The sequence below is a fragment of the Sodalis-like endosymbiont of Proechinophthirus fluctus genome (genome assembly GCF_001602625.1).
Classification (GTDB): domain Bacteria; phylum Pseudomonadota; class Gammaproteobacteria; order Enterobacterales; family Enterobacteriaceae.
Genome location: NZ_LECR01000090.1, coordinates 119,997 through 134,296 on the forward strand (window position 1 = coordinate 119,997; position 14,300 = coordinate 134,296).

Genomic DNA, 14,300 nt, shown 5'->3' on the forward strand with positions numbered 1-14,300 from the left:
TCTGAAAAATTATTCTTCTTACATCTTTACTGTAAGTAAAGATGTGGAATCTTAATAACGTCTATTTTCTTATATTATTTTTCCCAATAATGGCATGAATAGAATGGGGACGGAAATTGAGATTTCCGTTATCCAATGCTTTCATTCCAAGAATGATTTGCTGATATTTTTTATTTCCAGAAGATGTTCGCTCTGCTGTTCTGTCGTAATATCGGCTATAGTTACACTAGATAAAAAATATATAGGTTTCATTGCCCCATTGGGGTAATCCGGGGTATCAGGTTTTATTTTTTTAATTGCGCTAAGTTTTCTTTATCGATCCAAATATTAAGGGGGATACGGACAACTTTATTGTTCAGCTTGCTCTGGGTGCCGACGGCGGGAGGCCCGTCTTTGCCTTTAGCCAGATTTTTCGCCATATCGAACGTCTCTTTGGCCTGATTGTCAGCGTCGTTAAGCACGGTACCGGCTACCGCGCCGGATTTAACCAGAGTCAGTGCTTCCGGCCCATCTATGCAAAATACCGGGATACGGCTTTTTTATAGGATTTGAGGGCTTACACGGTGCCTACAATCATAGAGTGGTTATTAGAATCACCACTTCAATATTTTTGACGTTAGGCACGGGAGAGCCAGGTGTCAATTTTTTCCTTCGCCTGGGCGGTGTCCCACATGGACGTATTAAGCTGCAGCTGTGTCTTTCATTTTTTCCTTATCGTTTAGAGTATTGATAGTGTATCTCGTGCGCGCCTCCGCGTCTGGAGATATCCCGTTTCGCCTTTCAGTATGACATATTAGATAACTCCGTCTTTGTTTAAATCCCAGTAGTGGTAGGCTTTCCAATGTGTGGAGATCAGTTTACCTTGAATAATGCCGGATTCTTTGGAATTGGTACCGACATAGTAAGCTTTGTCGTAGCTATCCAGATCTTTACAGCTCGGCCCTTTGTTTTAAAAACCATGGGAATATCATTGCAGCGGGCCTTCTGAATCACGACAAGCGCGGCCGTAGGATCCACTAGGTCGATCGCCAACGCCTTGGCATCTTTGGCAATCAGCACATCAATTTGGTTATTTTGTTTGGACTAATCGTTCTGGGAATCATTCATCAAAAGCGGCGTGCTGGAACTGTCTTTAGCATCTTTTTCAAGCGCTTTGCGCACACCACCGATACAAAGTTATCATCATACTTATGGATAGTCACGCCAATACGCACGTGGCGACCTGCACGGCTATGGAAAACGTCAGGCCGGCTTACCCAGAGCAGTAAGGGAAAATGCCTTCTTATTCATTAGTCCCTCAGAGGATATCAGTAGGGTAGCACTCAGGGTCTCTCACAATGTTTTGAGGTTATTGGCGGACCGCGCCGAATATAGCCCCTCCATACGGCATTACAGGCCGTTGCAGTCGGCTCCATTCGGAGTCATTACGAAAGACGCGTTTATCCGTGTCTGACGGGAGAAAAGCCAAAGTGTATCAGGATGGATGTTAATCTAATATGAATTTATTCTCACTTTGAGACAGGTTATATTTCATCTTGTAATAGAGAAGCGATCGCTGTCACAGTTTGACGCGAGGCCACCGAATGCCGATATGCCAGCCGTCGGCATGTTAAAGGTAGAGATAGGTTTGACTCTGATCAAGTTCGCTGGCTGTCCCTTTTAACGCCAGTTCTGTCGCCGCTAACTCCATCATGCACACGGGATAACGCACCGTAGTCAAATGCGGGCTACTAGTGTAGCGGGACATGGGAAGGTCATCAAAACCGATGACGGAAAAGTGCGCCGGCACAGTGATACCGTTTTCTTTCAGGGTAGCTAATACCCCTAAACCGCCATATTGTCATTGTAGACAAATACCGCGCTTAACTGCCGGTTACGACCCAAGAGCCCCACCATCGCCTGTTCGCCTCCGTAGATATAAGGATCCACCCTGACCTGCCAGCTTTGCTACGGTTTAATGTCCACCTTATTCATCGCCAGCAGATAACCCTGGCGCCACTGCTAGTACCGGTCTTCGATATCATGATTAGAGCCGATATAGCCAATATTGAGTTGCCCTTGCTTGAGCAGCATCCACGTCGCCATCAATGCGCCAGCTACATTGTCCAGACCGACGCAGCGGTATTCATAACCGGGAAAAATACGATTAACCAACACCATACCCGGTTCTCTTTGCATGAGGGGGATAAGTTCTTCGTCACTGAGCATTTTGGCATGTACCACCAGGGCGATGTAGTGCTGGCGAATCAAAACCTTGATGGCGTAGTGCTCTTATCCGCCTGATGATAGCTGTTGCTGATCAGGACGTTTTTGCAGTGTGCCGCTGCGCTACGTCATCCACTGCTTTAACCAACCTGCCAAAGAAGGGGTTGGAGACATCCATGACCACCGCCTCGATGGTATCGCTGCTCTAATTAGCCAGCGCCTGCTCATTGGCGTTAGGACGATAGCCTAATTGGGATACCGCTGAGAGAACGCGCTTCCTTGCCTGCTTACTTACTGGCAGATGCGCTGTTATTTAACACCCGAGAAACGGTTGCCACTGATACACCCGTCAGGCGGGCCATAATCACGAATCGTTGTCATACAATTAGCTCTTTTCTCATGTTTCTCACTCCTTTTGATAATAATTATCAAAAATCTATATTTATTCTAAAGGGTTTAAATTAAACGCAGCGTGAATCAACTCACAGGACAGAAAAAGATTACATTAATAATGCCAGCTATCTGGCCGTATCAAGAAGGAGAAAGAAGATGAAAATGAAATATTATGGCATGTTTTAACTATTTCTATTTATTGCTATAGCATCCAGCTGGATGGGATAAAGCGCGGAGCATTGCCGATGGTGCCAGTCCTACAGTATGGTAGACAGAAGCATTGCCTACGATTGTATATCGCGCCATAACGATAAAGGTCGCGCCACGGCTGTATTCCGATCCGGAATCATAGAGGACGCGTCTACAGTGATATATCTCCTCATATCTAAGCGGGTCAGCATGATTGAGCGTCGAGAATGGCACACGCCGTCGTTTGTAGGCAGTTTCATCGCGCTATGAAAGTTTTAAGATCTAAGTCCACCGCTATCGATTCTACTATGCCCCGCATGACACCTAATTCAAAGAAAAATCTAATTTTTCCAGTCGCCATTATTGTGCATGAAGACAAAAAGTTATACTCAGAAAGTAATAATTTTCAGTGAACGTCATGCGTATTGTATCGTAACAAGGTAAATAGCGTGATGCATAATACCAAAATTGGTAAAGCAATAAAGAAGCGTAATGGGTACTTTAATTTTTAATGGATACCTTAACTCCAAATTATTAATTTTAATTTGGAAATTACTTAGTGCTGATTAGGCTTGCTTAGTATTCATGTCAACTGGTGTAAATAAAAAATGAAAATATTATTAATTTGTATGGTGAAAGATGAAATCGACGTCCTAGAAAGAACGCTACTCACCGTGCTGACTTGGATGGATAAATTTTATTGATCGATCATGCCAGCGCGGATGGAAACTGGAAACTTATCGATAAAAACTACACTATTGAGAGAAAGTAGAAGTATACGGTCAGATCACTGATGAATTTACCAACGGGATACGATCTCGCTCATATAATAAATTTCGTGAACAGGATAAGAATGGCGATTAATGGTGCCGTCTTGACTATGATGAATTCTATATTGATAATCCTCGAGAATTTCTGGCTAAGGTCGGTAAGTATTACAATATTGTTCAATATGTCAGTTTTCAGTATTGATTCACCAAAAAAGATGTTGAGGAATATCATTTTCATCTGGAACGTTATCGTGATAGTGCGTCGATCGATACAATAGGATTTTATCCTGTAACAATTCTGAGGCCACGGTTCGTTAAACATAGAAACCACGAGTGGAAAGAAGACAGGATATGGGCAGTCTTCAAGTTCCCCAACCTCATCTGGCCATATAATATATGGTTAAAACATTTCTAATATCTCTATCCTGAGCAGATCTATCATCGTTTTGATTCGCGTACTTTCAAAGCGGCTAATAATCAGTTCCGCTATGAAATCCAGGATGATTGGGAATAGCACATTGACAGCTCGAAGTGAATTAGCCACGAGAATGGTTAGGTACAAACCCACAAGAAATGGGAAAATCGAGTGGTGGATTCTAGCAAATTGCTCTTTGACGACGGCAAGCATCACTATATAATACAGCATTTCTTGATCCCATTAGCCTTCCTCTACAACAGAGTATCCGAAATACGGTCAAAATGATTCTGGGCTGAAAGCATGCCATGACAGCCAAGATTTTCTTTGGCCAATAAACGTACTGGCATTCGTCCTTGCATTTGTTGGCTGATAAATTACGCGCACTCATCCACGTTTATTACGGTTCGATGCGTGGCCGGATAGTTCTTCCTCCCGAGATTGATATTCAAGACCGCCGAACGGCATGTCCCGGTTATTACTATTTCGACGTCTCCAAAGAAACTCTCCTGACAGAAGCGCAAAGATAGCCAGGTTGTGTCAGCCGTCAAGCTCGAAGCTGTGCCACGGTCCGTCTCTCTTGACGATTTCCCAGGTTGAAGCGACTTTTATATAGTTGCGCAATACGGGTAACTATACTCATCCCAGGCTAATATCGTTGTCCATTCTGATTGTTGGGTTAATTGCCCTGCCCGCGCCTCGTCAATACTGGGACCATCTCATCCATCACCTGCAAAATACATCGACGACCAGATGATGTTTCCTCCTGCTTCAGAATGATAGTAATGATGCTCCCCCCCCCGCTCCCTTCTGGACAATAGCGATAGGCATTTTTCACCATATTGCGCAACAACAGACGCAACAAGCACTATATTGCCATGAATTAACGGATCCGCTGTCGGCATCGCCAATCCAGCTGTTGTCCGAGCGGCGCCGCCAACTTTTCCAATGTGTCTTGCTGGTGAAGAAACACATCTTTCACTAACCCCACTACTTGATGGTGTCCCGATGAGAAGTTATGTTGGATATACGGGGCAGCATCAGCAGCTGTTCCACAGTGAATAACATATTGTCCACCCGCTCGATGAGTGGCCGACAATCCAATCTGATGCCGCTTCTCATACACTTCCAAGTGTAGTCGAATCCACGCCAGAGGGGTACGTAATTCATGTGCCACGTCTGCAGTGCACTGTCTGCCATACTGCCAAGTGGTATTCAGGCGTGCTAGCAGTTGATTCAGGCTGGCGGGTGACCGAGCACCTCATTATATCGCCAGATTCCAACAGCGGTTGAAAGTCTTCAACACTGCAGTTTTGCAGATGCGTTTGCAGCTTCGACAGCGGTCGGGGTGATCCATTTGATCGCCTGGAAGCAAAAAAATAACGTCACCAGGATTATCAACAAGGAAGGTACAAAGAGACGATCGCCTCATGTATTTCGGTATTAGCGTGTTTGTTGCACACAGCTTCCCGCAAGCGTTTATCAACCAGCAGGTGAATTTGCTCTTTGCTTTAATGCCATAACTACAATACACTTATGATCTAGTATACCAGCATAATTGCGACGAGGACAATAATAACCCGCCAGCACATGCTGTAAAATCGACCTGCACGGATAATCGGGCCGCTCATGGTTTACCTTAGGTGGTAAGAAGATAACCAAAACCGCGCATTATACGAATACGATCATAGCCAATTTTCTGATGCAGACAGTAAATATGCACTTCTAACGAGTTAGAGGAGGGAATTACCATCCAACTGTATAAATCCTGCTACAAAATTTCACTATGAATACGAGGTAGGACCGGGGGGACCCTGCCCACAGCATCAGCCGGGAAAGCATCGAGAACTCTTTCGGGGTTAGGCTCACCAATTTGCCGTCAACGGTGTAACATCATGATTCGTTAAATCCAGAGAAATAGTATCTACCCAGATCACTTTATGGCTTACGCCCTAGTGGCAGAAAATAATGGCTCAAGCGCGATCCAGCAATTCGCTCAGCGCGAAAGGTTTAATGAGATAGTCGTCTGCACCTAAATCCAGGCCGCGTACCCACTCATAAATCGCGCCGCGTGCTGTTAGTATCAATACCAGCATGTCGTTACCGGCATGTCGTTCCCCCGGACGGCAAAGTTTCGCTAGCAGGGTCGGGTCATAGCGCGGTCGATGAGGGTGATAGACCGCATTTTGTCCGGCATTTTCAGAACCGGTAGCCTAGCCACGAAAGTGGGCGACAACCGAATTTACCGTTCAAGATAACCGTATTCACCGTTTAAATTGAGGGAAACGATGGCGCGGACGGAGCGGCATGCGCCATGGCAAGCAGAGATTCGCGCCGCATCGGGATAGCGACAGCGCGCGGAAAAACACGCTCAAGACGCGTTCGGTTGCGGCGTGTACGCCGATAGCGCCACACACTCTCCATGGGCGGCCCTTGGCGAAAATGCCTAAGCACAGGGCGGATACCGCAATATTCAACAGCCAAACCGCCGGCACAAACAACATCAGTTGCAGCGAATCATAGGCCATGAAGAGCTACAACTAATTAAACAGTAGCGTAGAGAGAGAAAGGTTTGTAGCAGATAATTGGTCAACGCCATTCTTCCGACATTGCTAAGGAGAGGTGGACACCGTCTTGTCGACCAATCGCGGCCAAGAATATGGTACAGCAGAATAACCCAGCGCCTGAAACGGCGTACTGATTTCCTGAAGCATTTGTAATAGAAAGCCATACCAGCGATACCAGCCCAATTGCCACTGGATCACCACTGCCGGCAAGTTTATAATCAGTCCCGTGGGAGATGAGCCATAGCATCATCCGCCGGAATACGCTGGCGCACAGCGGCCCGCCAACCATCAGTATACCACGACATATCGCCAGCAAGCTGCCGTACAGCAAGTTGACACGTTTCTGCCAGGCTTCTAGACCGCCATCAGTTTGCTAATAATGTTCATCGCGGTTGGCAATATCGGGTAGCCAGACGGCCTGGAGGCTGAAAGCCCAGCAATAGCTGAAAAACTAACAGTAGCACGACCCCTAATAAATACAACACCGTGCTAATGGCGATTACATTGAGATCACTTGGCGTCTGGCGAGTCACCCCCAAACACAGCAGGCCCACACCAGGCCGTAGTTCACAGCAGAGTATCGCCATCTCAGAAGATAGCGTGAGGGAGACTAAAACTCATTAACCAGAGCAACCGCACGCGGATCTAGAGCGTACAGCGCCCGCGCGGTAACAAAATCAACAGGTCGCCGCTAAACAAGAGCGCGAACAAGGTGAGAAATTTCACCTGCACCACCAATATTCAGCACGGCCCAGGTCCAGGATTCGCCGCGGGTAATTCTCCCGGCACAGGCGGGGTTGAGGTAAGTCGCTTTCGGTATTTCAAAGGCGGTGATGTTCATCAGTAGGATACCTAAAACGGCAATACTGCGCACAAACCAACATCACGATGCGCTGTCGCATGTCTAATCTCTTCTATCAGACGGCGCCAGAGACGCCGTAATTGAGGATTAACAACAGATTAACTGTTATGATGCGTGACAGCACGCAAAAATTCCTGACGTGTATTTTGACTAGATTTAAACAGTCCTCCCAGCGATGTGGTTGTGGTGGTGGTGGTAGCGTCACGGATCCCCCGCGCTTTGATACAAAAATGCACGGCATCAACGGAGACCGCCACGTTATTAGTGCCGAGCAGCGTTTGCAGAGCCAGCAGGATCTGCTGCGTCAGCCGCTCCTGCACCTGCGGTCGTTGGGAAAAGAATTGCACGATACGATTGACTTTCGACAGCCCAATGACGCAGTGCTTGGGGATATACGAGACCGTTGCCTTGCCGTCGATGATCACAAAGTGATGTTCACAGGTACTGGTCAGTGTGATATCACGCACCGTGACCATTTCATCCACTTTCATCTTGTTTTCGATGACCGTAATCTTAGGGAAATTAGCATAATCCAGGCCGGCGAATACCTCTTCCACGTACATTTTGGCAATGCGATGTGGCGTTTCCGCCAGGCTGTCATCGGCCAAGTCGAGGTTGAGCAGCGTCATGATAGCCGTCATATGCTCGGCGATAAGACGTTTGCGCACTTCATTATCCAGCACCTCGCCCCACAGCGGTGTTTCAAGTCCTCTGTCCAGTAAAGCTTCGCGTACCTGCGAGGCCTCTTTTGTCAGCGTTACCATATTCATTTTTCTCCAGCAGGTGATTCGCTCCCGCGGGGTTAAACCGCAGAATAGGCAACACTCTAGTGAAGTGCGAGAGGATAATCCAGTGAATATATTTCATTATAGCTGAATCTTAAAAATTACCATGCTAAGTTTTTAGTTACGCCAATATGCTGTCAACAGCCATCGACAGTATCACTCCAGTAATGCTGATTAAGGCGCCTGGTCAATCAGGTGGATAACGCGGAAAGCATGGGTCGGGCCCGGCCAATTGCCCCAGCACGTAGCCGCAGGCCAACAACCCCGCCATGTAGCGCATGTGGTCCGGCGCCTATCAGCGATTACATTCGAGCGCGAGTTGCAAAACGCTAAGAAAGCTACTGCCGGTCAACAGCGTGCCGACAATCAGGATGCTGATACTGGGCAAGCTGATCATCAGCAGGACCCGAGGCCCTGCACCCATAGCGTCAGTGCCAGGCGACGGCCGGCGGACAACCGGTGGCAGATAAGGATACCGAGCACAATACCGGTGACGCCAAATACCAGTCATATTCATTATTGGCCGATGGCCAAAGGCGCTGTCGGGAAAGCGCTGCTCCGCCATCTGCGATAAGAAAGTCGTGGGCAGGGAAGCTGAAGCCCGCCAAAGAATAGCTCCATACCAGTTTTTTCAACGGCAGGCTCAGCATCAGCAAACTTACCGCTTTGGTAGGGTGCGTCAGCGTGCCGCTTCGGGGTAAATAATGGCTGATGATAGAGATAAGCACCGCGGCAACGGCAACTGTATACGAGCCAGGCGTTCGCCGTGCCGACGTGGTGGTAGTGCAACAATACCGCCAGCATGCCGCTGACAAAAATACCTGCGCCTGGCCAGGCGAATACCCGCCGCGCTTAACGCCGGGCGGCGCAGGCGCAGCAGTTGACGTTGGTCCAGTCGCCACCAGTACCAACGCCTACACGCTATCCCACCTGATGATGTGCCGCAGCTCGGCATGAATCCAGAGCTAATACGCGACCACGGACAACAACGTCAATGCCACTGCCTCCAGACCCCGAACCACAGTCATTTTTCCAAACCGTTGCCGGGAGCGCGCATCACACCATAGTCCCCAGTAAATATTCAAGATAATTGAAAGCCGCCGGTGCCGGGAGAGTCAGAGTGAGCTGCTCGTTCGCTATCATAAACGGTACCTGTGGTGCATAAAGAAAAAACGCCCTGCCTCATGGCTAATAGCAACGCCAGAAACCCGCTTAATGCCACTTTTATGGTCATCTTAACTCCGTGACTACTTATTTTGTTACCAAAATAATGCCATATCGTTAGAATTACGGAAAATATATAATTCATACCAAGTTGATGACGAAATGAGAATACATGGACTTTACCCAACTTAAAATGTTTTGCAGCGTTGCTGAAACAGATTCCCTGGTCCGCGCCCCGCCGAGCAACTTCACCGACCACCCTGTCGCGTCAATTGGAGAACGAACTGAGCACCGATCTGTTTATCCGGGAGAAACAGTGTCTACGGCTTTTGTCGCCAATGGGGCATAATTTCCTATTTCTATGCCACCCTCATTCTGGCATTGAGCGAAGATGCCATAGCGATGATCTGGGCGGGCGTTTCTCACTGGTGTCGATGGAGAACACTATCGCCACCTGGCTGCCGGGATTGCTGGCCGCCTATACGCTATCAGGCAAAGATTCCGAAGGCGTGTTCCCGTCCATTCTAGGTCATGAAAGTGGCGGCGTGGTGGAAGCGTTGGCTAAAGGCGTGACTACCGATATGGGCGTGGTAATGAATACCGCCAAAGTATAACCAGGTAATTCCGTCGTCATTTTTACCTAGGCGGATCCGGCCTGTCGGCGATTATTAATGCCCACATGAGCATAGCCGGCAAGATTATAGGTATCGATACTAATATCAGTAAATTCGATTTGGCCTGCAAACTTGGCTCCACCGATCTAATTAATCCAAGAGGTGATTATTGAGCTGACCGACGGCATTTTCGATTTTTCCTTTTATCGGCTATCTGCAACGTCAATGTGATGCGTTCGGCATTGGAGTGCTGTCTGTCCTAATGGCTATGGCGAATCGGTGATTATCGCAGTCGCCCGCGCCGGAGAGGAAATCGCCGCCAGGCCTTTCCAATTGGTAACCGATCTCGTTTGGCACAGTTCCGCTTTCGGTGGTGTGAAGAAAGGCCGCTCGCATTTTCTCGGCATCGTCGAACGCTACTTGATTTCAGCTCAGCGATTTCATCGCCCACACCATCGGGTTTGAGGCGATCAATGATATGGTAAGCCATCATGCATGATGGTAAATCAATCTATTCCATTATCCATTTTGGCCAGTCACAAAATAAGAATGCGATGAGCGCAAGCGTCAAACGCATTGCTGCCCACTTGCCTGCACGGCGTGTGGCAATATCGCTACCGACACCTATATCTCAGTCAACCGGTGTTCCCGATAATCTATAGAGTCTTTTCTTTGTGCCGCCGCCGCCAGAGGCCACTGATAAATGATCACCGTGGGTGATATTCTGATTATCCTGGCTAACCTACAAGGATGAAAACTTCACTACCGAAGCAGGCGAGCAACTCCTTGTATCCGAACTGAATTTGCTGCTGGTGATGCCCGATATTATCCTTCGTGGGGAAGCGGTGGCGGATGACGAGGCGTACGATTTGAGACAGAGAGCAGGCTTTTATCTCAACGCCACGCGCCTGCCATTAGCATCCCCTATTACCGAATGTTCGACTATCTCACCGCAGTTCAGCACGGGCGATCGGCAGTCTATTATGGGGTATTTAACATATAGCGTGCGGTAAAGCGGCGGCAGCGCCAGAATCACAGGGGTGCCAAGTGCCAGCGCCTCCGCCACTACTTGGCGTGACAAGCAGTTGATACCCAAGCCGTGGCATACCGCATGTTTGATTGCTTCGGAGTTGCCGAGTTCCATTTCTAAATGAAAGTGCAGCAGGCGCGAGAACAGCAGATGATCAACTATGTCGCGGGTGCCAGAGCCCGGATCACGCAAAATCCAAGGGGCATCCGCCAGAGAGGACAATGCTAGCAGGCGTCCCCGCCAGCGTGTAGTCTGGCGCGGCAAAATCACTAGTTCGTCGTTGAGCCAGGACCGCTTGACCAGATCCGGGTGGTGGCTCGGTCCTTCAATCAGCCCTAGGTCGACGCGGAAAATCCGCCACGGCGTTTATCATCTCCTTACTACTGCCACCTGCAGCGACAGGGGCGGGCTGTGGGCACCTCGCGCCGGTAGCCGGCAATCAGCTCCAGCAAAATACAATTGCCGATGGTACTGCTGGCAAATAGCCGCAGCGCGCCATTGCCCTAGGAGAACAATATGCCTATCTTTCCCGCCTGTTCTAGCAGCGCGACGGCGCGCGGGTAGAGCAACTGCCTATGCTCATTGAGCACCAGCAATTTTCCTACTCGGTCAAACAATTTTAATTTTAACTGCTGTTCCAGATCGGTCAACGCCGCGCTGACCCCGCCGACTGCAACAATGATAATATCTGTGAAGCCTGAGTGGTCGAACCTCTTTTCAGCACTTCGGCAAAGATTTCCAGTTGGCGCAGGGTAATAGCCATGACTTTACTAATCCAATGTTTTAACGAGATAACCAATTATAATCATTTCTTTTCTTCTCTTCATCACTTTAACCGGGGGAAACCTAGCCAAGATGAGCGAAAAACAAGTTTATCAGCGTGCACTTTAGCACAGCGAGAGGCGTAGATCAGGCCGTAGCACGCGCTCACAACCTTAAAGTGACAGCGTTCGCACTTTTCACCAAGAACCAGCGGCAATGGAAAGCGGAAGTGCTAACCACTTAGACTATCGATAATTTCCGCGCTGCCTGCAAGCACTATGGATGGCCATTCTTCCCACCAGATCCTTCCCCATGATAGCTACCTGATTAATCTCAGCCATCCCCACCCACAAAGGTATTGAAAAATCGTGCGAGGTCTTCATCGATGAAATACAACGCTGCTAGCAACTGGCTTCAGCCTGCTCAATTTTCATCCCGATAGCTACTTACAGCAAATCGCGGAAGAGGAATGCCTAGCGCGTATCGCCGATTCCATTAATCTGGTGCCGGAGAAAACCCATGGCATCACTGCCGTCATAGAAAACATCGCTGGCCAAGTAATCTCTGGACTTTCATTTTGAACAACTGGTGGAGATTATTGATCGGATCGATGATAAAAACCATATCGGCGTTTGCATCGATACCTGCCGCGCCTTTACTGTCGGCTATGATGATCTGCGCACAGCATCGGCCTACGCCGACACTTTTAAGGCATTCGCTGATATCGTAAGCTTCCACTATTTGCGCGGGATGCCCTCTCAAAGATGCTAAAACCAACTGTGGTATCCTTGGTCGATATCCATCACAGCCTTACTCTGGGCAAAATAGGAAAAACCACCATTACTTGGATCATGGCCGATAAACTCTTTGATGGCATTCCAATGATTCTGGAAACGGTCATCCCGGATATTTAACCGCAGGAAATCTCCTGGTTGAAAACATTGGCCGCCGGCGGCCGCCCACACCACCGCAACGCCTACCGAAGGCTAAGCGCCAATGAAAACGGCCTACCGGATAACCTTTCTGGCCGTAATGTGCCCCATCGTGCAAAGCGGTTCGGACTTTTTAAGCGTAACAGTCCTTACGGGAGACGACGTACCGGCGGGCGAACAGGTCGACCCCCTTCACCCTAGCGCGTCAGGACGTTTCCTCCCCCACTCTCCTCTTCATGCCGGTAAGAGGGTGTCGGTGAGGGTCAGGTATGTAATTTTTACCTCATCAGGGCGCTTTTTCCGCCCCACCCCTCTTCCAGCAAGGGAATACCGAAGTCAAGCCAGCGCTTTCTCTGCGTCAGGACGTTTCAACAGACTGTACAGCACACACAGCAGCAGAGTGCCGGCGGCAATGGCGGTGATATAGCCGGTCACCGGAGAGATAGTGCCTGAGATTAGTAGAACGAACATCCTGCCGTGCGACGCCATCAGCATAGCGACAAATATCATCTATAAGACGTCGGTCAAAGCGCCTGCCATCATACTATGCGGAATAACTGGCATCGGATCGCGAGTAGCGAAGGGATCATGCCTTCCGAAGTAAAGCACAGGCCAAGCACAAACGCGGCTTTTGCGGCTTCACGTTGGGTATTATCTAACTTACGGCGTCTGATAGGCGTAGCTACCTCGGTGCCTAATGGTGGCACTATACCCGCGACTATAATGGCTGCCATCGGACCACCATAGGTCTGTGTGCTGAGCAGCGCGATGCTAAAAGCATAGGCGGATTTTTTGATAGGGCCCCATGTCGCTTACACATCCTCGCATAGAAGATGCTAGCCTAGCAGCACTGCGTTAGCGGTTCCCATGACCTTGTAGCCAATGCGTCAGCGCGATCAGGATTTTTCCAACCAGCGTACCTGTACTTACTCACATCAATCATCACTAATCCGGTGACCAAAATCGCGATAGGCGGAATAGATAAGGATGGGCTTCAGCGCTGCCATACTTTTCGACGGAGGCAGTTTATTGCTGATAAGTTTGGTTACATAGTCCGCTAGGAAACCTGTGATAATCCCACCAATAAAACCTGGGCCGATGTTGACCGGCAACATCCCCACCAGCCGCGGCGTCAGACCCGGACGATCAGTGATAGAAAAGGCGATGAAATACGCCAGTACCGGCACCATCAGCGCCAGGGCGGATTTAAGCCGATCTGCATCAACGATGCGGCCAGGTGCCTGGCTCGTCTGAGGCAAGAATGCCGAACACGAAAGACAGCGCGATACAAAGCCCCGCCGGCGCCATAGGCAGGATACAGGATGGCAGGATACAGGAGACACCGGTGAGCAGATGGCGATAGGGGCGATAGGAGCCCTTTTTTTCCTCGGCCGTAGAGTCCGGTGCTGGTCCGAGGTCCGGTACATGGGTTTACCGGCGAATTTAGCGAGATCTTCTATCTCAATATACGCAGCCACAATCATCAGATCTACCTCCCGCACCTCCTCTGGCGTGATGGCATTGCTGGATCCGACCGACCTGCGGGTTTCTACTTTCACCACCCGCTGCGTTTTTTTTTCGCATCGACCTCTACAAAGGTATGCAAGACTCT

Annotated in this window: 8 protein-coding genes and 9 pseudogenes; 4 read left to right on the forward strand and 13 right to left on the reverse strand. The window is 49.0% G+C overall.

Going from position 1 to position 14,300, the window contains the following annotated elements; translation table 11 throughout:
* The 11 genes and pseudogenes from BG74_RS18430 to BG74_RS09220 all read right to left on the reverse strand — a co-directional run.
* Window positions 1-219, reverse strand: a pseudogene (locus tag BG74_RS18430) (sugar ABC transporter ATP-binding protein); the annotation flags it as partial.
* Between the two features lie 65 nt (window positions 220-284).
* A pseudogene (gene mglB, locus BG74_RS09185) lies at window positions 285-1,290 on the reverse strand (galactose/glucose ABC transporter substrate-binding protein MglB).
* A 233-nt stretch (window positions 1,291-1,523) separates the two neighbouring features.
* Window positions 1,524-2,586, reverse strand: a pseudogene (locus tag BG74_RS09190) (substrate-binding domain-containing protein).
* A gap of 2,065 nt (window positions 2,587-4,651) precedes the next feature.
* Window positions 4,652-4,834, reverse strand: coding sequence for a hypothetical protein (locus BG74_RS18435; RefSeq protein WP_244267494.1), 183 nt, complete (start codon window positions 4,832-4,834; stop codon window positions 4,652-4,654).
* 21 nt (window positions 4,835-4,855) lie between these two features.
* Window positions 4,856-5,149, reverse strand: a complete 294-nt coding sequence (locus BG74_RS18440; protein ID WP_244267495.1) for a hypothetical protein — start codon at window positions 5,147-5,149, stop codon at window positions 4,856-4,858.
* Window positions 5,150-5,611: 462 nt separating this feature from the next.
* Window positions 5,612-6,086: pseudogene (locus tag BG74_RS19980) on the reverse strand (winged helix-turn-helix domain-containing protein); the annotation flags it as partial.
* A 150-nt stretch (window positions 6,087-6,236) separates the two neighbouring features.
* On the reverse strand, window positions 6,237-6,500 hold the full coding sequence (locus BG74_RS18450) for a hypothetical protein (protein ID WP_066598007.1): 264 nt from the start codon (window positions 6,498-6,500) through the stop codon (window positions 6,237-6,239).
* Entirely contained in the window at window positions 6,476-6,703 is a 228-nt protein-coding gene (locus tag BG74_RS18455; protein WP_073961158.1) for a DUF418 domain-containing protein, read from the reverse strand. The genes BG74_RS18450 and BG74_RS18455 overlap by 25 nt, the downstream gene beginning before the upstream one ends.
* A gap of 527 nt (window positions 6,704-7,230) precedes the next feature.
* Window positions 7,231-7,413, reverse strand: a complete 183-nt coding sequence (locus BG74_RS18460; RefSeq protein WP_244267496.1) for a hypothetical protein — start codon at window positions 7,411-7,413, stop codon at window positions 7,231-7,233.
* An 86-nt stretch (window positions 7,414-7,499) separates the two neighbouring features.
* On the reverse strand, window positions 7,500-8,165 hold the full coding sequence (gene folE / locus BG74_RS09215; RefSeq protein WP_066598088.1) for a GTP cyclohydrolase I FolE: 666 nt from the start codon (window positions 8,163-8,165) through the stop codon (window positions 7,500-7,502).
* Window positions 8,166-8,614: 449 nt separating this feature from the next.
* Window positions 8,615-8,914 (reverse strand): hypothetical protein, encoded by a 300-nt coding sequence (locus tag BG74_RS09220; protein ID WP_066598010.1) that lies wholly within the window; start codon window positions 8,912-8,914, stop codon window positions 8,615-8,617.
* Here BG74_RS09220 and BG74_RS09225 point away from each other — a divergent pair.
* The 3 genes and pseudogenes from BG74_RS09225 to BG74_RS21040 all read left to right on the forward strand — a co-directional run.
* Window positions 8,898-9,143 (forward strand): hypothetical protein, encoded by a 246-nt coding sequence (locus BG74_RS09225; protein ID WP_187202860.1) that lies wholly within the window; start codon window positions 8,898-8,900, stop codon window positions 9,141-9,143. The two genes, BG74_RS09220 and BG74_RS09225, sit on opposite strands and share 17 nt — an antisense overlap.
* 379 nt (window positions 9,144-9,522) lie before the next feature.
* A pseudogene (locus BG74_RS21035) lies at window positions 9,523-9,832 on the forward strand (LysR family transcriptional regulator); the annotation flags it as partial.
* 75 nt (window positions 9,833-9,907) lie between these two features.
* Window positions 9,908-10,503: pseudogene (locus BG74_RS21040) on the forward strand (zinc-binding dehydrogenase); the annotation flags it as partial.
* A 350-nt stretch (window positions 10,504-10,853) separates the two neighbouring features.
* On the opposite strand, the pseudogene BG74_RS14490 reads toward BG74_RS21040, so the two are convergent.
* A pseudogene (locus tag BG74_RS14490) lies at window positions 10,854-11,757 on the reverse strand (LysR family transcriptional regulator).
* Between the two features lie 111 nt (window positions 11,758-11,868).
* Here BG74_RS14490 and nfo point away from each other — a divergent pair.
* A pseudogene (nfo, locus tag BG74_RS11830) lies at window positions 11,869-12,670 on the forward strand (deoxyribonuclease IV).
* 354 nt (window positions 12,671-13,024) lie between these two features.
* On the opposite strand, the pseudogene BG74_RS18465 reads toward nfo, so the two are convergent.
* Window positions 13,025-14,300: pseudogene (locus tag BG74_RS18465) on the reverse strand (fructose-specific PTS transporter subunit EIIC); the annotation flags it as partial.

Bases quoted from the DNA above. Each gene is read 5' to 3' on its own strand.
- BG74_RS18450 (WP_066598007.1), bottom strand. From the start codon at position 6,500: ATGGCCTATGATTCGCTGCAACTGATGTTGTTTGTGCCGGCGGTTTGG.
- BG74_RS18455 (WP_073961158.1), bottom strand. From the start codon at position 6,703: ATGGCTTTCTATTACAAATGCTTCAGGAAATCAGTACGCCGTTTCAGG.
- folE (WP_066598088.1), bottom strand. From the start codon at position 8,165: ATGGTAACGCTGACAAAAGAGGCCTCGCAGGTACGCGAAGCTTTACTG.
- BG74_RS09225 (WP_187202860.1), top strand. From the start codon at position 8,898: ATGATAGAGATAAGCACCGCGGCAACGGCAACTGTATACGAGCCAGGC.